Consider the following 18,606-nt stretch of genomic DNA (forward strand, 5'->3'; position numbering starts at 1 on the left):
CCCCGACGGGGGGCCTCCAGACGGCAAGGTCGGCAGGAATTCGGCGGAACGCACGATCCTAGCTGGCCCTGGTTGTCTTGCGCTCGCCGGTCACGGCATTTTCGGCCGCCCGGCTCATCAGTGACGCATAATCATGGCCGAACAGGATTTCGCAGAAGCGGATCGCCGCCTGGGCCTGCATCTGGCGGTAGGCGCGCGCCTTGGCGTCGCCGCCCCGCAGCGCCTGCACCAGGCTTTCGGTGGATCGCTCGACGTAATGCTGCAGGTCGGAATAGGTCCGCAAGGTGACCTCGTTGATGGCGAGTTCGCTAGCATAGGTGCGGCACACCGCCACGAAGTCGATCAGGTCGGCAATCTCTTCGACCTCCGAGGCGTCGATCTTGGGCGCGGCGGCGATATCCTTGTCGGCGCGTTGACGCAGGATGCGGCGGACCCGGCCGGGCACGCTCTCGATCTCCGACTGCAGCGAATTGGAAATTTCGGCGCGGATCGAGGTGAGCTGGCGGCCCCATGCGGAATCGTTGCGCAGATCGAGCTCGGTGCGCAGCCCGCGCACGCCGTCGTGCAGGATTTTCAGTTGCTCGCCGACATTGTCGAAATGGCCGCGCCTGATGTCCGTGCGCAGGCAGGCCGTGAGGAACGAGAGATCGTGCAGCGCGATCGTGACGGCGATGCCGTAGGGCGTGGCGGCCACGCGAACCTCGTCGTCGGATGCCGCCATCTTGGTCGCCAGACGGATGATCTGCCACGGCTGCGCCAGCCGCTGCATGATCAATGACAGCGCGAACGGAAGCAATTGCGGCGTCTGCAACGAGGGAACGTTGAGCGCGGACTCCACCGCGGCAATCTGGGCTTCCGAAAACACCCGCATCTGGCCTGGCATCCGGCTGCCGAGCGTATCCAGCGTTTCGCGCGCGCGCAGCACGCCTGCGATCGACAACAGATCCTCGACGACATTGGGCGAGCCGATACGGGCGAGCGACCGCTGCCTGTCGCCCCCCGGGACCGGCGTCACGACCTGGATGATCGCATCCGCTGCGGCGAGCTGGAACTTGCGGGTCGCGCCTTCGAGGCCGGCATTGCTGCCGCTCTGCCTGATTTCGGCGAGCGCGGTTTCGAACGCGCGCGCGGGCTCGGGCGCCCCGTCGCGGCACAGCCATTGCCAGATCGGCAGCAGCGATGCGCGACGGATCTGCCCGGCCCTGACCGGGAAATTGCTGTCGACCAGAAAAGGCTCGAGCGGACCATACAACAGTCGGCCCGGATCGTCGGTCCGCGGACGCGCCTCGTCGTCTTCCTCGGTTCCGCGCACGACCTTGCGAAGTTGCTCGAGCACGAAATTGGCGACGACGATGTCCTCCCCGCGCTCAATGGCGCGCTCGAACTCCCGCATCAGCAGCGCCTGCGATTGGGGCGGGAGCTGGGCGAGATAGTCCCTCAGCCGCTCGGTCGATGTCTGGCTCATTCGCCTGGTGTGGATATGCGTGTGTCATTCGGACGGTAAAGCGCGTCCAGCGCCAATTTTAGAAGGGGGCGCGTTAAGAAGCCGTTAGGAATAGCGAAATCGACCCTGCCGGACACCGTCCTCTCGACCCCAGGCAACCGGCGGGCGACGCGTTCAGACCCCCGGCAGCACCAGTTCCGCCCGCAACCCGCCGATCGGGGCGTCGCCCAGGACAAGGCTGCCGCCATAGAGGCCGGCGAGATCGACCACGATCGAAAGCCCAAGCCCGGAACCCGGCTTGGATTCGTCCAGGCGCTGGCCGCGCCTCGACACCTGCGCGCGCTCGGCGGCGGACAGTCCGCGGCCGTCGTCATCGACAATGAGCCGGAGCCGCGGCCCGGCACGGGGCTCTGACGGCGGCTCCACTCTCACCTCGATCAAGACCTGCGAGGCCGCCCATTTGCAGGCATTGTCGACCAGATTACCGGCCATCTCCTCGAGGTCCTGGCGCTCGCCGCGGAACTTGGCGTGCGGGTCGGCCTTCACCGCGATCGTGATGGCGCGGTCCCGATGGATCTTTTCCATGGTCCGCCGCAGCGCCTCGATGGCGGGCGCGACCTCGGTGACGGTGCCGACGATGGTGACGCGCGCGGCGATGCGCGCCCGTTCCAGATGATGCGCCACTTGATCCCGCATCACATCTGCCTGCTCCAAGACCTTGCTGGCAAAGGGATCTACCGCGTGGGCGGAAGCCTCGTTGACGATGACGGAGAGCGGCGTCTTGATGGCGTGGGCGAGATTGCCGACATGGGTGCGGGCGCGCTCGACGATCTCGCGGTTGGCGTCGATCAGCGCGTTGGTCTCGCGCGCCAGCGGCGCGATCTCGACGGGAAACTCGCCTTCCAGCCGTTCGGCGCGGCCGGAGCGGATGTCGGCGATCGATTCAGAAATGCGCTTGAGCGGCGCCAACCCGAAACGGACCTGGAAGATCGTGGTCAGCAGCAGCACGATACCGAGCGCTGCGAAGGTGCCGCCGAGGTAATAGTCGAAGGCGCGGATCTCGTCGAAGATCTCGGATGCGTCGCCGGCCACGCTGACCAGGAATTTGCCGTCGGCGCCGAGGTCGACCGGCCGCTCGACGACCCGCAGACTCTGGCCCTCGGGCCCGTCGACGTAACCGAGACGGATGCCGGCGGGCGTCAGCTCCGCGCCGATCTCCTCGAGCTTCGGCAGCTTCTTGTCCCACAGCGAACGCGACGCCCGCGTCTCGGCCTTCTCGTCGGTACGGACGATCTGCCAGTACCAGCCGGACAGCGGCAGTTCGAACAGCGGCTCGCCGAGCGACTGGAACTGGTGGTCGGGCGGCTCGTCCGGGGTCGCGACCTCGGCGATCAGGGTGCGGAGATAGAGGTTAAGGCGGCGGTCAAAGGCGCGCTCGGTCGCGTTGCGATAGACCGACGACAGGATCACGCCTGTGATGACCAGGATCACGACCACCCACGCGGTCGCCGACAGGAACAAGCGCGTGGCGAGCGAGCTTCCGCGCATCAGGGCACGATCCAGAAAAGCATGTCTTTAAGGCCTCGACCCGAAGGATGGAGACCAGCCTTCGGATGGAGGCATGCTCGAATTAAACAACGAGCAAATCAAGCCCCGGGCGACGGCGGCGTCAGCAGATAGCCGAGCCCGCGCACGGTCTGGATAATGTCGACGTCGAGCTTCTTGCGGATGCGGCCGACGAATACTTCGATGGTATTGGAGTCGCGATCGAAGTCCTGGTCGTAGAGATGCTCGACCAGTTCGGTGCGCGACACCACGCGCCCGGTGTGATGCATCAGGTAGGCCAGCAGGCGATATTCGTGCGAGGTCATCTTGATCGGATTGCCGGAGACGCTGACCCGGCCGGTACGCGTATCCAGCGACACCGGACCGCAGGTCAGTTCCGACTGCGCATGACCGGTGGAGCGGCGCAACAACGCGCGAATTCGCGCCAGCACTTCTTCGAGGTGAAACGGCTTGGCGACGTAGTCGTCGGCGCCGGCGTCAAAACCCTGCACCTTGTCGCTCCAGCGGTCGCGTGCGGTGAGGATCAGGACCGGCATCGCGCGGCCGCCACGGCGCCACGCCTCCAGGACCGAGATGCCGTCCATCTTGGGCAGCCCGATATCGAGCACGACGGCGTCATAAGGTTCGCTGTCGCCGAGGTAGTGCCCCTCCTCGCCATCGAACGCGCGATCGACCACATAACCGGCATCCGTCAGTGCCGTCGTAAGCTGACGGTTGAGATCCGGATCGTCCTCAACAACGAGCAGGCGCAAGCTGGCCTCCAAAAATGAGCCTTACGATATCAGATCTCAAGATGAGGCCCTCCGGCGTGAACGGGCCATGAACGAGGGGCATGGAGCAATGTTACTTTTTCGTCATAACGTTTTCGACGGCCCGGGAATGACCGCGGGCCAAACGCCTAGCATGGCCAATTGACTGCCCCAAGGGGGCCGGCAGGGCTTGCGTCGACAACTTCCGAAAAGGCGGGACGCTTTCCGTCCGCAGGGGGCGGGCAAGCCCGATCGCGTCGCCCGGTCAGCCGCTCATGTGCGGAAGAATACGAACCAGACGATACCCAGGATCAGAACCGCGAGCCCGGTCGAAACCGTCAGGAGCGCGAGCACCGACGGGCCGGGTTCGGCCTGGCGCGCCTCGGTCGGGGTTTCGACGATCTGGCCGTGTCGTTGCGTTGCCATGAGGACCTCCTCGAGTAAGTGCCTGTAATGCCAGCGAATGCTTCGACACCGCCGGTTAAAGCAACGCATGATCGGAAGCGATGTTCCGCCTCTTCGGGCCGTGCCGCGCGGCAGCAGCGTCCAAAACGTCGCAGTGCGGCGTCAGATCGGACAGTTAACGCCGTTCCGAGATTTCCCGCCCGCCGTGTTTGAGACAGGGCAATCCGATGGTATCCTCACCGGTCGTCTGTTGCGTTTTTTTCGGAGTAGCCCATGGCCCCCCGCGCCAATTGGAAGGGTTTTCTGCGTCTGTCGCTCGTGACCTGTCCGGTCGCCCTTTATCCGGCGACGTCGGACACCGAGAAGGTTTCCTTCAACCAGATCAACCGCAAAACCGGCCACCGCATCAAATACGCCAAGGTCGATGCCGAGACCGGCGAGGAAGTCGCCAACGACGACATCATGAAGGGCTACAAGATCGACACCGACACCTATATCGAAGTGTCGAAGGACGAGCTCGACGACATCGCGCTGGAATCGACCCGCACCATCGAGATCGACGAGTTCGTGCCGAGGGCCGATATCGACAGCCGTTACGTGATCCGCCCCTATTATCTCGTGCCGGACGGCAAGGTCGGCCACGACGCATTCGCGGTGATCCGCGAAACCATCCGCAACATGGACAAGGTGGCGATCGGACGCGTGGTCCTGACCAACCGCGAGCACATCATCGCGCTGGAGCCGCTCGACAAGGGATTGATGGGTACGCTGCTGCGTTACCCCTACGAGGTGCGCAGCGAGACGGAATATTTCGATGATATCCAGGACGTGAAGATCACCAAGGATATGCTTGATCTCGCAAAGCATATCGTCGAGCAGAAATCCGCTTCATTCGAGCCCGAACAGTTCGAAGACCGCTACGAGCAGGCGCTTGTCGACCTGATCAATCAGAAGCGCAACGGGCTAAGCACCAACGCCAAGGCGGCGCCGAAGAGTACCGGCAACGTCATCAATCTGATGGATGCGCTCAAGCGCAGCCTCGCCAGCGAAAAGCAGGCTACCCCTGCCGCCGAGAAGGCCAAGGGCAAAAAGCCAAAGAAGGCCGCCGCCGGCCAACGCGAGATGTTGTTGCCGATCAGCGGCGGCGGCAAACGCGCTGCCAAGGAAACTGTCAAGGAAGCGCCGAAGAAGGCGGAGAAGCCGGTGCGCACTGCCGCCCGCACCAAGAAGGCCGGATGATTGGGCAAGGAGCGCGATAGCATCATCTAGCGCGCGATGCCCTGGTCTGCCCCGTTCGATGACCCGATAGCGCTTCGCGGCGGAGGCAGGCTCGTGACGCTGCAGCAGGCCGCCGATTATGTCATGGCATTGCCGGAAAAAGTGCAGCACGAGGCGCACTGGCAGACCGCGGTCGAGAATCTGATCAATGCGGCCGAGACCGGCGGCGGCTGGCTGATGTTCGCGCGGATCGCTGTCATGCGGGCACTCAATGCGGACGGGAAAGATCGCTAGCCAGAGGCTTCAATCGCCGCTGCTTTCTATGTCCCCGCCCCCGGCTACTTGATCGAGGCGCCGACGTCGCTGAATTTCGTGCTTAGCGCGCTGCCGACGCCGTTGACGGCGGTGACGATCACGATGCTGAGGCCGGCCGCAATGAGGCAATATTCGATGGCGGTCGCACCGCATTCATCGTCGACAAATCGTGCAAATAAACGACGCATAGACAAACTCCTGCCGACGCTCCCCGAAATTCCCCCGCGCCATACTTGTTAAACTCTAGGCGGGAACGGTTGAAGAGGTCTTGAGGAACAGAATGAACGATCGATTAAGGCCGAGGGATAAACCGCGCCCGGAATCATATGGTACGGAAAATTTACCATCGATTGCGCATCGCCCGTCCCGCCGCGGCGTTGAACAAGGGACCGGGCAGTCGCCCGGTCCGGAAGGTCGTTCTCAGAAGTTACGCTGGGCGCGAAGCTCGAGCTGGAACGTATCCTGGTCCTTGAACTCGTAGAGCGCGACCGGTTTCGGCGCAGTTGCAGTGAAAGTCGAGCTGCCCGACATTTTCTGGTCGAGGTGGGTCCACATCACTTCGGCCGAGAACGTCAGGTTCTTGACGGGAGTCCAGCGAGTGACCACGCCGAGCTGCGCGACGTTGAAGTCGGGATTGCAGGTGTAGTTGCCGGTCGTGTTGCCGATCGCGGCCTGACCCGGATGGCTGGCGGCGAAGGCAGCACAATAAGCGCCCTTGGCGGTGGTGGTACCGAGGCCATTGATATTGTCGTTGGCGCCGCCACTATAGCGGACCGATGAGTAGCTGCCGAACAGGCTGGTGATCCAGTACGCATCCCAGTTGTGATTGAACGCGCCGCGAATGCCCCAGGCTTGCGTCAGGACGATGCCGCCGGTGCCTAGCGCGCCCGGCATATAAACGCCGTCTGTGGTGGCGCCAAATCCGACGCTCTGGTAGCCAAAGCCGCTGCCGGAGAACATCGCAAAGCTCGGCGAGGTCGAATCAGACGAGATGACGTATTTCGTGGCACCCTTGGCGAAACTCGCATCAACCTTGATGTCGTCGCCTTTGCCGGTCGGCAGGTTCTTGACCTGCAAGGCCGCCATCACAGCGCCGCCCCACTTGGTCTCGGGGTGGCCAGAGATTTCCGACAGAGCCGTCGGCACACCGCCGGCGCCCAGAATGTCGTAGGAGCCATTGACCTGATGCGCCGCAGCCGAGATCTGGAATAGACCCCAGGCCTGGTCGACCCTGATGTTGCCCACGACTTCGGGGGCGTGCGTGCCGGCATAGGCGTTCGATCCCGTACCATTGGCGCCGATCGCGCCGGGGATGCTCAGATTGTAGACGGCCGTGCGATCCCAGACGGTCGGATCGTCGAGGCCGATCGTGCCCGATACGCCGTTGCCGAATTCCGCCATGTACTGGATGTTGTTCGGCCCGCTGTTATCGCCAGTGTGGCCACCCAGCAGGAACGACGTGAGATTGCCCGGAGTAACCTGCCAGGGCGATGCGAAGGCGGAAGCTGACTTGCCGAAGGTGAATCCCGCAAACTGAATGAATAGATCATAGATAGCGACGTAACCACCGCCGGCGGTGGAAAGCAGGTTTGCATTGAGGCCCGCCGCGTTGCCAATCGAGTTCGACGGGTTGCTCGTGCTGAAGTTGTTGAACTGGAATTTGGCCGAACCGAAGGTGCGGACCACGCCGTATTCGGTGGCGGTACGGGTATCGACCGAAAGCACCATGCGCGAGCGGTCGATGAAATAATCGCGAAAGCGGTTCTGCTGCCCAGGATCGCCGTTCCATGCCGGCTGGCCGTGGGCGCCCCCGGCATTGAAGGTGGTGTCGGCGCGCAGATAACCGCCGATCTTGATGCAGGTGTCGGTGCCCGGAATGAAGAAGAAGCCGGCGCCGTAAAGCGAGCAGATCCTTACATACTCGACTGGCTTGGCTTTGACCGGAAGGTCGGCCGCCTGTGCGCCGCTCAAGATAACCAAGCTCGCCGATGCCCCGAGGATAAGTTGTTTTGAGGTCCCCATGTAACTCTCCCGCCCCGCGTTTTAGATTCTCCTTTGCCTTTCCGAATACTACCCTTCTAACATGCGAGGCGTGCCATACGAAGGCCGTCAGCGCGGTGATTGTCCCCCTTTGAGAGGGGAACAATCACCGGCAGTACAGTTCGATCAGAAGTTCCGCTGGGCGCGGACCTGAAGCAGGACCGTGTTCTGATCCTTGAACTCATAGAGCGCGGCAGGCTTCGGAGAGCTGGCCGCGAATACCGAGCTGCCCGACATCTTCTGGTCGAGATGGAACCACTGGACTTCGCCCGTGAACGTCAGGTTCTTGACGGGTGTCCAGCGGAGGTTGGCGCCGAGCTGCGAGACGTTGAAGTCGGGGTTACAGGTGTAGTTGCCCGCAGCGTTTCCGGCCAGCGCCTGACCCGGGTGGCTGGCGGCGAAGGCGGCGCAGTAAGCACCCTTGGCCGAGGTAGTTCCGGCACCCAGCAGGTTGTCGTTGGCGCCGCCGTCATACTTGACCTGAGAGTAGCCGCCGAACAGGCTCGACGACCAGTACGGATCCCAGTTGTGGTTGAACGCACCGCGGACGCCCCAGGCCGTCGTCAGGATGATGCCGCCGGTGCCGCCTGCGCCGGGCATGTAGACGCCGTCGGTGGTCGCGCCGAAGCCGACGCTCTGGTAGCCGAAGCCGCTGCCGCCGAACATCGCAAAGCTCGGCGAGCCGCCGCTGGTGGCGATCACGTTCTTGGTCGTGCCCTTGGCATAGGAGACATCGAACTTGATATCGTCGCCAGGACCGGTCGGGATATTCTTGATCTGCAACGCCGCCATCACCGAGCCGCCCCACTTGGTTTCGGGGTGGCCGCTAATTTCGGAGAGCGCAGTCGGGACGGCGCCGGCGCCAAGCGTGTTGTACGAAGCGCTGACCTCATGCGCGGCCGCCGACACCTGGAACAGACCCCAGGCCTGATCGACCCGGATCCTGGCGACGATGTCGGGCGAATGCGTGCCGGCATAGGCGTTCGATCCGGTGCCGTTGGCGCCGATCGCCGCGGGGATAGCCAGATTGTAGACGGCGGTGCGGTTCCAGACGGTCGGGTCGTCGAGACCGATCGAGGCCGACACGCCGTTGCCGAACTCGGCGGTGTACTGGATGTTGTTGACGCCGGTGTCGGTGTTGTTGCCACCGAGCAGGCTCGAATTGATGTTGCCCGGGAAACCGTTCCAGGGCGTCGAGTAAGCCGACGAGGACTTACCGAAGGTAAAGCCGGCGAACTGGATGAAGAGATACTCGACCGCCACATAGCCGCCACCAGCGGTGGACAGCAGCGCAGCATTCAGGCCAGCCTGCGATCCGACCGTAAGACTCGGGTTGGAGCTACCGAAGTTCTGGAACTGGAAGTCACCCTGACCGAAGGTACGGACCACGCCATACTCGGTCGCGGTACGGGTATCGACCGTCAGCGCCATACGGGACCGGGAAAGGAAGTAGTCGTAATAGCGGTTCTGCTGGCCGAGATCGCCGCTCCACGCCGGTGCGCCGTGGGCGCCGCCGTTGAAGGTGGTATCGACGCGCAGATAACCGCCGAGCTTGATGCAGGTGTCGGTGCCCGGGATGTAGAAGAAGCCGGCGCCGTAAAGCGAACAGATCCTCACATATTCGACCGCCTTGGCCTTGACCGGAAGGTCGGCCGCCTGTGCCCCGCTCAGGGCCATCAACCCTGCCGCCGAGCTAAGAATGAGTGTTCGCGCCGTAATCATTTAAGTCTCCTGTCCTGCGATTCATGCAGCTGCATGCGCCACAAGTAATCCAAAAATCCTTAGCTGGCATGACAACAACGTGATGCCGCATCACTTGGATCGCCGCTGTGATGTTTTCGCAACGTCTCCGTGGCGAGCCGATGCAAATGAACTACTTTCAACCTCTCGCTGAGGCGTCGCGAGCAAGAAAATTCTTCCCTGACCTGCATCTCGGTAATTTTGCGAACAAGCCTCTTGGGCGGCAAAACGCATATCAGCACTTCCGCCCCCACGCGGCGCGTGCGCTTTACGGCGCGGCAAAACCCTGCTCCAACTATCGCAAATTGGCCGGACCGAACCGGCCTGCAAATCCCGGGGGGAGAGCGTCATGAAGCTCGGCGTCGCCATTGCGGAAATCATGAAGCGGGAGGGAATCGAAATCCTCTGCGGCTATCCGGTCAACCATCTCATTGAATATGCCGCCAATGCCGATATCCGCCCGGTGATGGTGCGCCAGGAACGCATCGGCGTTCACATGGCGGACGCGATCTCGCGGGTCACCTCAGGGCAATCGATCGGTGCGTTCTGCATGCAGCATGGGCCCGGCGCCGAGAACGCGATGGGCGGCGTTGCGCAATGTTATGGCGAGTCGGTTCCCGTGCTAGTGCTACCGATGGGCTATGCGCGCAGGCTCGCCAATATCGACCCGAATTTCAACTCCAGCCAGGCGATGAAGGCGTTCTCGAAATCGTCCGAGCCGATCAACATCGCCGCCGAGGTCTGCAACATCTTCCGGCGCGCCTTCACCAAGCTGAAGAACGGCCGCGGCGGGCCGGTGATCGTCGAAATCCCGGCGGACATGTGGAACGAAGAAGTGCCGGAACCGCTGAACTACACGCCAGTGCTGCGCACCCGCTACGGTGCGGATCCTGTTCACGTCAAGGAAGCAGCCGCCCTTCTGGTCGCAGCGAAGCGTACAGTGATCTATGCCGGCCAGGGCGTGCATTATGCCAAAGCCTGGCTGCAGCTCAGACGGCTGGCCGAGCGCCTCGCCATCCCCGTCACGACCAGCCTTGGCGGCAAGTCGTCCTTTCCGGAGACGCATCCGCTGTCGCTGGGATCGGGCGGCCTCGCCGTGCCCCGCGCGGTGCCGAAATTTCTGGGCGATGCCGACGTGATCTTCGGCATCGGCTGCTCCTTCACCGAGACGTCATTCGGCATCGCCATGCCGAAGGGCAAGACCATCATCCATTCGACCCTCGACCCCAACCATCTCAACAAGGACGTCGAAGCCAAAATCGGCCTGGTCGGCGATGCCGGGCTCGTCCTCGACGCGCTATTGGAAGAGATCAGCAAGACCGTCACGTCGGATCGCGACGCGACGGCGGTCGCAACCGAGATCGCGGCCTCCCACAAGGAGTGGCTGGCGAAATGGATGCCGAAGTTGACGCATAACGACGCGCCGCTGAACCCCTATCGCGTGCTGTGGGATCTGCAGCACACCGTCGACATCAACAACACCATCATCACCCACGACGCCGGCAGCCCGCGCGACCAACTCTCTCCGTTCTGGAAATCGGTCGAGCCGCTCTCGTATATCGGCTGGGGCAAGACCACCCAGCTCGGCTACGGCCTTGGGCTTGCGATGGGCGCCAAGCTGGCAAGGCCCGACAAGCTCTGCATCAACGTCTGGGGCGATGCCGCGATCGGCTTCACCGGCATGGATTTCGAGACCGCGGTGCGTGAGCGCATCCCGATCATGTCGATCCTTCTGAACAATTTTTCCATGGCGATCGAATTGAAGGTGATGCCGATCTCGACCGAGAAATACCGCTCCACCGACATTTCCGGCGACTATGCCGCGATGGCGCGCGCCTTCGGCGGCTATGGCGAGCGGGTGACCAAGCCGGAAGACATCATCCCCGCCATCCAGCGCGGCATTCAGAAGACCAAGGAAGGCGTCCCGGTGCTGCTGGAGTTCATCACCAGCAAGGAGACCGAAGTTTCAAGGCCGGGCGACCTGACGCTCAAACAACTGTCGGTCATCGATGCCGCACGTCACCATCATCGAAACCGGGATTGTCAGTCCCAAAAACCGCGAACGCCACGGATCGTATCCGCAGATGTTCGAGCGGATGATCGGCGCGGCCGACGCCTCCGTCAACTTCAATACCGTCAGCCTTCCCGCCGGCGAGCCGCTGCCGGATATCGCAGGGCTGAAGGCGATCCTCATCACGGGATCGCCGGCCGGCGTCTATGACGGGTTCGACTGGATCGCGCCACTCGAGGCGTTCGTGCGCAAGGCTCACCAGAGCAAGGTGCCGATGGTCGGTGTCTGCTTCGGTCATCAATTGATCGCACAGGCGCTGGGCGGCATCGCGCGCAAGTCCGAGAAAGGCTTTGGCCTCGGGCGGCACGTCTATGACGTCGCGCCGGGCAACGGGGTGATCGAGGGACCGCGTATTGCCCTCGCCTGCTCGCACCAGGATCAGGTCATCACGCCGCCAGCCGGCGCCCGAACGATCCTGTCTTCGGATTTCACGCCGCATGCCGGGCTACTCTATGCCGGCGACACCACGCTCTCGGTGCAGGCACACCCGGAATTCACCATCGGCTTCGCGCTGGCCTGCTGCGAGATGGTGCGCAGCAAGGGCGATGCGCCCGATGATGTCGTGACATTGGCGGAGGCGTCGCTTGCCGAACCGCTGGAGAGTGCCCGGCTCGGCGGCGTGATCACGCGCTTTCTCACCCGCTCAGCCTAGACACGCAGACAGGCTTCGGCGCTGCATTGGGACGCCCCGACACAAAAACTCGCAAAACAACCCCATGCAAAGTAGAAAAGGTCAGGAACGACGGTATCTAATTACTCCGCCATCTCCGCCGGCGTCGAGGGGCCGGCCAGCGGCCTCTCCTCCATCAGGAGGATGCAGAGCGCGGCGCAGGCCAGCAACGCGGTGGCCGCGCCGAATACGTAATGGAACGCGGTGACCATGTCGGCGGCCGGAATTGCGTTCGCAGGTCCCCGATGTTCGCCGAGCGAGATGCCGGCGCCGAGCGCCATCAGGAGGATCGCACTGAAGGCGGCGACCATGAACGACGACATCAGCGCGCGAAAGAAGTTCATCGCGCCGGTCACGGTACCGATCTGCGCACGCGCCACGGAATTTTGCAGCGAGACCACGCTGACCGGGAACGTGGTGCCGAGCCCGAGCGCAAACAGTGACAGCACGATCAGCAAGCCCCACAGCGGCAGCGTCGTCACGGTCAGCACCGCGCCGAAGATCGTCGCCGCCGAAGTGCCCGCGATCGCCACGCGCTTGTAATGCTTGGCGCGCGCCATGGTCCGTCCGGCGATCGCCGCGCCACAGGTCGAAACCGCCGCGAGCGGGATCAGGGCAAGCCCCGCTTCGCTCGCGGTCAAATGATAGACGACCTCGTAATACAGCGGCAGGTGCACGGTGAGCCCGGTGATGGCGCCGAGCGCACAGCCGCCGGCCGCCATCGCGTAAGGCACCACCGTTCCGCCCAGCAGCGGCAATGGCAGGAACGGTTCTTCGGCATTGCGCGCGTGCCAGACAAAGGCAAACGCCAGCGCAACGGCCCCGCCGATCATCCCCATGATCGCCGGCGACAGCCAGGCGTAGCGATTGCCGCCCCAGCTCAGCACCAGCATGACCACGACCGCAGAGGCCATCAGCAGCACGCCGCCGAGCCAGTCGACCTTGCGGCGGCGATGGAACACGGGGATCTTGCCCATCTTGGGCAGCAGCAGAAACAGCGCGCCGACGGCGAGCGGCACGTTGATCCAGAAAATCATCGACCAGTGCAGATGCTCGGCGAACACGCCGCCAAGCACGGGCCCGAGCAATCCCGCGGCCATCCAGACGCCGCTGAAATAGGCTTGGTACTTGCCGCGCTCGCGTGGGCTAACCACGTCCGAGATCACGGTCTGCACGACCGGCATGATGCCGCCTCCGCCGAGCCCCTGCAGGCCGCGCGCGATAATCAAGACAGTCATGTTCGGCGCCACCGCGCACAGGATCGAGCCGACCGTGAACAGGACCAGCGAAACGGTGATCATGACGCGGCGACCGTAGATGTCGCTGAGCGTGCCGAACACGGGTGCTACCGCGGTCGAGGCCAACAGATAGGCCGTGATGACCCAGGACAGGTTGCTGACGTCGTTGAACTGGCGGCCGATGGTCGGCAGCGCCGTCGCCACGATGGTCTGGTCGAGCGCGGCCAGGAACATCGTCAGCAACAGGCTCATCAGGATGGTGCGAACCTCGTCGGGGCTCAGCGGCGCAGGCGGCGCAATCGACGGCGCATCGCTGACATCGATGACCTCCGTCGTGATGTGCGAAAGCTCGCGGCCGATATCGTCGGGCAATGTCGTTTGGCCGGCAGGCTCGCGGCTCTGCCGTTGGTGCTTGTTCATCAGGACGTAATATTCTTCTACGCGGCCAGGCCGCCGAGATGGAATCGCGTTATCGGCAGCACCTTAAAGGGCAAATTCCCCTCGCGGCAGCACCCCCGGCGCATGGGAGCATCCCGCGAAGGCACCATCGCAATCCCGCGATCGTGCGGGACGATACGGTCCTCGACGGGAGCTGGCCCCGCTAGGAGTACATCAGCGATACCTCGCCGGTCGAACCGGGATGCACCAAACGAAGCCGTACGACGTACTGACGGCCTCTGAAGAGCTTGTGGCTGATCGCAGCGTTCCGCTCTTCGCCGCTATCGTCATCGCCGGAGACATAGCGCGGCGAACCGTCGATGACTTCGAACAGGACGAGCGTCGTGTCCGATGCTCCCCTGGTCTCGATCCGGTATTTTCTGGATGACGCCGGTTCGATGACGAAATTGACCTGCTTGCCGGCGGTGAGATCGAGGACGGCGGGCTTGTTCGCATGCAGCCGGTCCGGCGACTTCTTCAGCGGCGGGTACCATTTGCGGACCCATTTCTTGTCGGCCGCCGAAAGCGTGCCGGGCGGAGACAGGCCATCAGCTTCGTATCGCTTCGGCTCGGCGATGAGGCCCGGGTCGAAATCATATTCCATGATCGAGTCCGGATCCCACTTCGATCCCTGCACCTGCTCGGGGGAAAGTTTCTCCAGGATGTTGTGAAACGTCTCGGTGCGAGTCCACCCGTTGGGTGGCGCTTTGAGATTCTTGTAGACCGCCGCCTCGTGCCATTTGATTCCGGCAAATGGATTCTGATGTTCGTGCTCCATGCCGAGCACGTGCCCGATCTCATGGAGCGCCGTGCCGCTGTCGTCCTTTGTGAGGTCCCAACCATATACAGTCGTTGGACTGTTGAGTGGATCATTCAGCACGTCACGACCGACGGATGATTGAGAGTCGCCGTCCTTGACCGAATAGCCGATCCGAACCTCGGCCTCGCCGAGTTCGCTGACTTCCTTGAACTGAAGGCCAATTCCAACCGCTTTCCATTTGGCAAAAGCAGTGCGGATCGCCTTCGCCTGCTTCTTCGGTACCGCGAAGTGGCCCGACTTGAAGAAGCAGTAGTGCAGGACCGTTCCGTTGAGCCACTTCGATTGCGAGACCAGAATCGCACTGGCGCGAATCGGATTGGCCATCACGGCATCGCTGAGCGGCCGGAGCGTCCGCGGGGGTAGCGCGCACAGACGTTTGGCAGACCTCACTGCAGGGAGAGTCTTTCGCGATGCCTTCCCGTATTCTTTCTTGGCTGTCTTCTTGTAGGTTGTATTCCGTGCTTTCTTGGCGCGAGCACGCAGCATGTCGGCTCCTCCTCAAAATTCACTCTTGAAAATCAAATCATCAGAAATACAAGCCAAGGTAGCGTCCGGGCAAAACCAGATCAAGGCGGGTCCTGGTGCACCGCGGCGTCGCCAGCCGTTCAGGCCTTTGGCCGCTTCTTCAGCCGCGCGCGCTTCGGCAATAATGCCGGCCACTGCACGATGTGGTCTTCGAGGTCTTCGTCCGGAATCTCGTCCTCGGTACCGTATACTCTGTCGCGCACCGAAACCCCGGCTTCATGCACGGTGTTGGGATCGCCCGAAATCAGCGGGTGCCACCAGTAGAGATCGCGTCCCTCAGCCACCAGTTTGTAGCCGCAGCTCGGCGGCAGCCAGTTCAGGGTGCGGACGTTCTCTGGCGTCAGGCGCACGCAATCGGGAACCTTGTCGGAACGGTTCTGGTAGTCCTTGCAGGCGCATAGGCCGGAATCGAGCAGCTTGCAGGAAACATGGGTGAAGTAGATTTTGCCGGTATCCTCGTCCTCGAGCTTTTCCAGGCAGCAGCGCGCGCAGCCGTCGCACAGGCTTTCCCATTCGGCGTTGGACATTTCTTCCAACGTCTTGGTTTTCCAGAAGAATCCCTCCTGGCTGGAAGTGCGTTTGGGCGGCGCGGTCATGAAGTCGGATGGTTTCCGGCTCGAGTTCGGCTGCAGCCCTTCTAGGGGGTTCGGCAACCGGGGCGCAAGCGGGCTGACGACGGGCGCGAAAAGGCTGGGAACACGTTAGGGCTGACCACCAAAATGGTGAGCGAGAGCATTGGTTTATAGCCCCCGCTCGGATAGAACAATTGCGAGCCCCAAGCGTCCTAAAAGCGCCTTGGGTTTGCCGCAACGTCAAAGCAAGACGTCTCGATAGCGCCCGGCCGGGTGCGTCAGCGTTTCGAACGACCAAGGTCCTAGTGCCGCCGATTTGAAGTTCCTGACGGTATCGCCGCGGGCACTGCAGGAACTTCAAATCGAAGATCGGCACTAGAATCTTTAATTAAGCTAGTGCCCTTTGTTTTCCGAAGTTCGTACAAGGGGTGCGGCAAAGTATTACGAACTTCGGAAAACGGGCACTAGTGCGCCAGATCCTATCTCCACACTGGAAGCAGAAGATCTGGAACTTCTTCCTGGATCTGGATGCGCGCATCGACTCGACGCTGTTCTCGTCGGGCAAGGGTCTGCGCGAGCTGTACGAGCGCTACTCCACCTTCATGGACCGCTTCTATGTCGGCCGCTGGAAGCGCTGGGTCTTCATCGAGCCGTTTTCGGAAGCCGCCACGATCGGCCTCGGCGGGCTGATCCTGATGCTGGCGCTCGCGATCCCCGCGTTTCGCGAAACCGCCGATGACGACTGGCTGAAGAAATCCGATCTCGCGGTGTCGTTCCTCGACCGCTACGGCAATCCGATCGGCAGCCGCGGCATCAAGCACAATGACTCGATTCCACTGGAAGATTTTCCGGACAATCTGATCAAGGCGACGCTGGCCACTGAAGACCGCCGCTTCTACGACCATTTCGGCATCGACATCGCCGGCACCGCGCGCGCCCTCGTCACCAACGCGCAGGCCGGCGGCGTTCGCCAGGGCGGTTCGTCGATCACGCAGCAGCTGGCGAAGAACCTGTTCCTGAGCAACGAGCGCACCATTGAGCGCAAGGTGAAGGAGGCGTTCCTGGCGGTCTGGCTGGAGACGCGGCTGACCAAGAACGAGATTTTAAAACTCTATCTGGACCGCGCCTATATGGGCGGCGGCACCTTCGGCGTCGACGGCGCGGCGCATTTCTATTTCAACAAGTCGGCGCGCGACGTCAATCTCGCGGAATCCGCCATGCTGGCCGGTCTGTTCAAGGCGCCGACCAAATACGCCCCGCACATCAACCTGCCCGCCGCGCGCGCCCGCGCCAACGTCGTGCTCGACAACCTCGTCGATGCCGGCTTCATGACCGAAGGCCAGGTGTTCGGTGCCCGGCGCAACCCGGCGGTCGCCGTCGACCGCCGCGACGAGAATTCGCCGAACTACTATCTCGACTACGCCTTCGAGGAGATGCGCAAGCTGGTCGACACCTTCCCGAAATCCTATGTCGAGCGCGTCTTCGTGGTCCGCACCGCGATTGACATGAACGTGCAGCGCGCCGCCGAGGAAGCGGTCGAAAACCAGCTCCGCCAGTTCGGCCGCGATTACCATGCGACGCAAGCCTCTACCGTGGTCGCCGATCTCGACGGCGGCGTCCGTGCCATGGTGGGCGGGCGCGACTATGGCGCGAGCCAGTTCAACCGCGCGACCGACGCGATGCGCCAGCCCGGTTCGTCGTTCAAACCATATGTCTACACCACGGCGCTATTGAACGGGTTCACCCCGAACTCGAAAGTGGTCGACGGCCCGGTCTGCATCGGCAACTGGTGCCCACAGAACTATGGCCACTCCTACTCGGGCTCGGTGACGCTGACGCAGGCGATCACCCGCTCGATCAACGTCGTGCCCGTAAAACTGTCGATTGCGCTGGGCGGCAAGTCGCCGAACCCCGCCAAGGCCGGCCGCGTCAAGATTACCGAGGTGGCGCGCCGGTTCGGCCTCACGGCGCCGCTGCCCGATACGCCATCGATGCCGATCGGCTCCGACGAAGTCACCGTGCTCGAGCACGCAGTCGCCTACGCGACCTTCCCGAACAAGGGCAAGTCGGTCAAGCCGCACGCGGTTCTGGAAGTCCGCACCGGCGCCGGCGACCTGGTCTGGCGGTTCGACCGCGATGGCAAGAAGCCGCTTCAAGCCATTCCTGCCTCGGTCGCCGCCGACATGGCGGGAATGATGAGCCACGTCGTCAGCGAGGGCACCGCCCGGCGCGCGGCGCTCGACGGCATTCCTACCGCCGGCAAGACCGGCACCACCAACGCCTACCGCGACGCCTGGTTCGTCGGCTATACCGGCAACTTCACCTGCGCGGTCTGGTACGGCAATGACGACTACTCGCCGACCAACCGCATGACCGGCGGTTCGTTGCCCGCGCAAACCTGGCACGACATCATGGTCGTCGCCCATCAGGGCGTCGAGGTAAAGGAAATCCCCGGGATCGGCATGGGCCAGAAGCTGCCGCCGCAGCCGGCGTCGCCGACGATGGCGAATGCCGCGCCAAAGATACTGGAGACCAAGCCGGGGCCGCCGCCGGTATTGACCAAGCGTGGCGCGGACATTCTGGTGCGTGTCGAAAAACTGCTCGACGAGGCCGGCAAGGCCGCGGGGAAGACCTCGTCCAACGATCAGAAGCAGCCGGCCAAGCCGGTCACATCGGGCGCGCTGGCCTTCCCCGAGAACTATATCGCAGCCGCTGGCGACCAGCCGGCACCGGCGCAGCGGAAGAATTAAAAGGCATGATCCGGCAGAATGCTAACCGGGATTTCCTCGGAAGAG

14 protein-coding genes and 1 pseudogene are annotated in these 18,606 nt (G+C 62.9%); 5 read left to right on the forward strand and 10 right to left on the reverse strand.

Going from position 1 to position 18,606, the window contains the following annotated elements; genetic code table 11:
- Positions 1 to 58: 58 nt before the first annotated feature.
- The 4 genes from V1283_RS21745 to V1283_RS21760 form a co-directional block, all read right to left on the reverse strand.
- Positions 59 to 1,465, reverse strand: coding sequence for a hypothetical protein (locus V1283_RS21745; RefSeq protein ID WP_334388494.1), 1,407 nt, complete (start codon positions 1,463 to 1,465; stop codon positions 59 to 61).
- A gap of 153 nt (positions 1,466 to 1,618) precedes the next feature.
- Positions 1,619 to 2,992 (reverse strand): sensor histidine kinase, encoded by a 1,374-nt coding sequence (locus V1283_RS21750; RefSeq protein WP_334388495.1) that lies wholly within the window; start codon positions 2,990 to 2,992, stop codon positions 1,619 to 1,621.
- A gap of 98 nt (positions 2,993 to 3,090) precedes the next feature.
- Entirely contained in the window at positions 3,091 to 3,762 is a 672-nt protein-coding gene (locus V1283_RS21755) for a response regulator transcription factor (protein ID WP_334388496.1), read from the reverse strand.
- Between the two features lie 270 nt (positions 3,763 to 4,032).
- Positions 4,033 to 4,185 (reverse strand): hypothetical protein, encoded by a 153-nt coding sequence (locus V1283_RS21760; protein ID WP_190241678.1) that lies wholly within the window; start codon positions 4,183 to 4,185, stop codon positions 4,033 to 4,035.
- A gap of 252 nt (positions 4,186 to 4,437) precedes the next feature.
- On the opposite strand from V1283_RS21760, the gene ku reads away from it, so the two are divergent.
- Together ku and V1283_RS21770 are read left to right on the forward strand one after the other, a co-directional pair.
- Positions 4,438 to 5,403 (forward strand): non-homologous end joining protein Ku, encoded by a 966-nt coding sequence (gene ku / locus V1283_RS21765; protein WP_334388498.1) that lies wholly within the window; start codon positions 4,438 to 4,440, stop codon positions 5,401 to 5,403.
- Between the two features lie 36 nt (positions 5,404 to 5,439).
- Positions 5,440 to 5,676 carry a hypothetical protein gene (locus V1283_RS21770; RefSeq protein WP_334388499.1) on the forward strand — a complete coding sequence of 79 codons (237 nt, stop codon included), beginning with the start codon at positions 5,440 to 5,442 and terminating at the stop codon, positions 5,674 to 5,676.
- Between the two features lie 44 nt (positions 5,677 to 5,720).
- On the opposite strand, the gene V1283_RS21775 is transcribed toward V1283_RS21770, so the two are convergent.
- The 3 genes from V1283_RS21775 to V1283_RS21785 all read right to left on the reverse strand — a co-directional run bounded on the left by V1283_RS21775 (position 5,721) and on the right by V1283_RS21785 (position 9,459).
- Positions 5,721 to 5,885 (reverse strand): Flp family type IVb pilin, encoded by a 165-nt coding sequence (locus V1283_RS21775; RefSeq protein WP_334388500.1) that lies wholly within the window; start codon positions 5,883 to 5,885, stop codon positions 5,721 to 5,723.
- 232 nt (positions 5,886 to 6,117) lie between these two features.
- Entirely contained in the window at positions 6,118 to 7,719 is a 1,602-nt protein-coding gene (locus V1283_RS21780) for a porin (RefSeq protein WP_334388501.1), read from the reverse strand.
- 144 nt (positions 7,720 to 7,863) lie between these two features.
- Entirely contained in the window at positions 7,864 to 9,459 is a 1,596-nt protein-coding gene (locus tag V1283_RS21785) for a porin (protein WP_334388502.1), read from the reverse strand.
- Positions 9,460 to 9,826: 367 nt separating this feature from the next.
- Between V1283_RS21785 and V1283_RS21790 the strand changes: the two are divergent.
- Positions 9,827 to 11,455 (forward strand): annotated as a pseudogene (locus V1283_RS21790) (thiamine pyrophosphate-requiring protein); the annotation flags it as partial.
- Between the two features lie 31 nt (positions 11,456 to 11,486).
- Positions 11,487 to 12,200: a type 1 glutamine amidotransferase gene (locus V1283_RS21795; RefSeq protein WP_334388503.1), complete on the forward strand. Its 714-nt coding sequence runs from the start codon at positions 11,487 to 11,489 to the stop codon at positions 12,198 to 12,200.
- A gap of 101 nt (positions 12,201 to 12,301) precedes the next feature.
- On the opposite strand, the gene V1283_RS21800 is transcribed toward V1283_RS21795, so the two are convergent.
- The 3 genes from V1283_RS21800 to V1283_RS21810 all read right to left on the reverse strand — a co-directional run bounded on the left by V1283_RS21800 (position 12,302) and on the right by V1283_RS21810 (position 15,835).
- Positions 12,302 to 13,876 (reverse strand): MDR family MFS transporter, encoded by a 1,575-nt coding sequence (locus tag V1283_RS21800; protein ID WP_334388505.1) that lies wholly within the window; start codon positions 13,874 to 13,876, stop codon positions 12,302 to 12,304.
- A 181-nt stretch (positions 13,877 to 14,057) separates the two neighbouring features.
- Complete coding sequence (locus tag V1283_RS21805) at positions 14,058 to 15,038, reverse strand: M12 family metallopeptidase (protein WP_334388506.1); 981 nt, start codon at positions 15,036 to 15,038, stop codon at positions 14,058 to 14,060.
- Positions 15,039 to 15,319: 281 nt separating this feature from the next.
- Positions 15,320 to 15,835 (reverse strand): YcgN family cysteine cluster protein, encoded by a 516-nt coding sequence (locus V1283_RS21810; RefSeq protein WP_334388507.1) that lies wholly within the window; start codon positions 15,833 to 15,835, stop codon positions 15,320 to 15,322.
- A gap of 443 nt (positions 15,836 to 16,278) precedes the next feature.
- On the opposite strand from V1283_RS21810, the gene V1283_RS21815 reads away from it, so the two are divergent.
- Positions 16,279 to 18,561 (forward strand): transglycosylase domain-containing protein, encoded by a 2,283-nt coding sequence (locus tag V1283_RS21815; protein WP_334388508.1) that lies wholly within the window; start codon positions 16,279 to 16,281, stop codon positions 18,559 to 18,561.
- The last annotated feature ends 45 nt before the right edge of the window (positions 18,562 to 18,606 follow it).

This window comes from Bradyrhizobium sp. AZCC 2262 (genome assembly GCF_036924535.1).
Lineage (GTDB): Bacteria > Pseudomonadota > Alphaproteobacteria > Rhizobiales > Xanthobacteraceae > Bradyrhizobium.

Bases quoted from the DNA above. Each gene is read 5' to 3' on its own strand.
- V1283_RS21745 (WP_334388494.1), bottom strand. From the start codon at position 1,465: ATGAGCCAGACATCGACCGAGCGGCTGAGGGACTATCTCGCCCAGCTC.
- V1283_RS21750 (WP_334388495.1), bottom strand. From the start codon at position 2,992: ATGCGCGGAAGCTCGCTCGCCACGCGCTTGTTCCTGTCGGCGACCGCG.
- V1283_RS21760 (WP_190241678.1), bottom strand. From the start codon at position 4,185: ATGGCAACGCAACGACACGGCCAGATCGTCGAAACCCCGACCGAGGCG.
- ku (WP_334388498.1), top strand. From the start codon at position 4,438: ATGGCCCCCCGCGCCAATTGGAAGGGTTTTCTGCGTCTGTCGCTCGTG.
- V1283_RS21770 (WP_334388499.1), top strand. From the start codon at position 5,440: ATGCCCTGGTCTGCCCCGTTCGATGACCCGATAGCGCTTCGCGGCGGA.
- V1283_RS21775 (WP_334388500.1), bottom strand. From the start codon at position 5,885: ATGCGTCGTTTATTTGCACGATTTGTCGACGATGAATGCGGTGCGACC.
- V1283_RS21780 (WP_334388501.1), bottom strand. From the start codon at position 7,719: ATGGGGACCTCAAAACAACTTATCCTCGGGGCATCGGCGAGCTTGGTT.
- V1283_RS21785 (WP_334388502.1), bottom strand. From the start codon at position 9,459: ATGATTACGGCGCGAACACTCATTCTTAGCTCGGCGGCAGGGTTGATG.
- V1283_RS21795 (WP_334388503.1), top strand. From the start codon at position 11,487: ATGCCGCACGTCACCATCATCGAAACCGGGATTGTCAGTCCCAAAAAC.
- V1283_RS21800 (WP_334388505.1), bottom strand. From the start codon at position 13,876: ATGAACAAGCACCAACGGCAGAGCCGCGAGCCTGCCGGCCAAACGACA.
- V1283_RS21805 (WP_334388506.1), bottom strand. From the start codon at position 15,038: ATGGCCAATCCGATTCGCGCCAGTGCGATTCTGGTCTCGCAATCGAAG.
- V1283_RS21810 (WP_334388507.1), bottom strand. From the start codon at position 15,835: ATGACCGCGCCGCCCAAACGCACTTCCAGCCAGGAGGGATTCTTCTGG.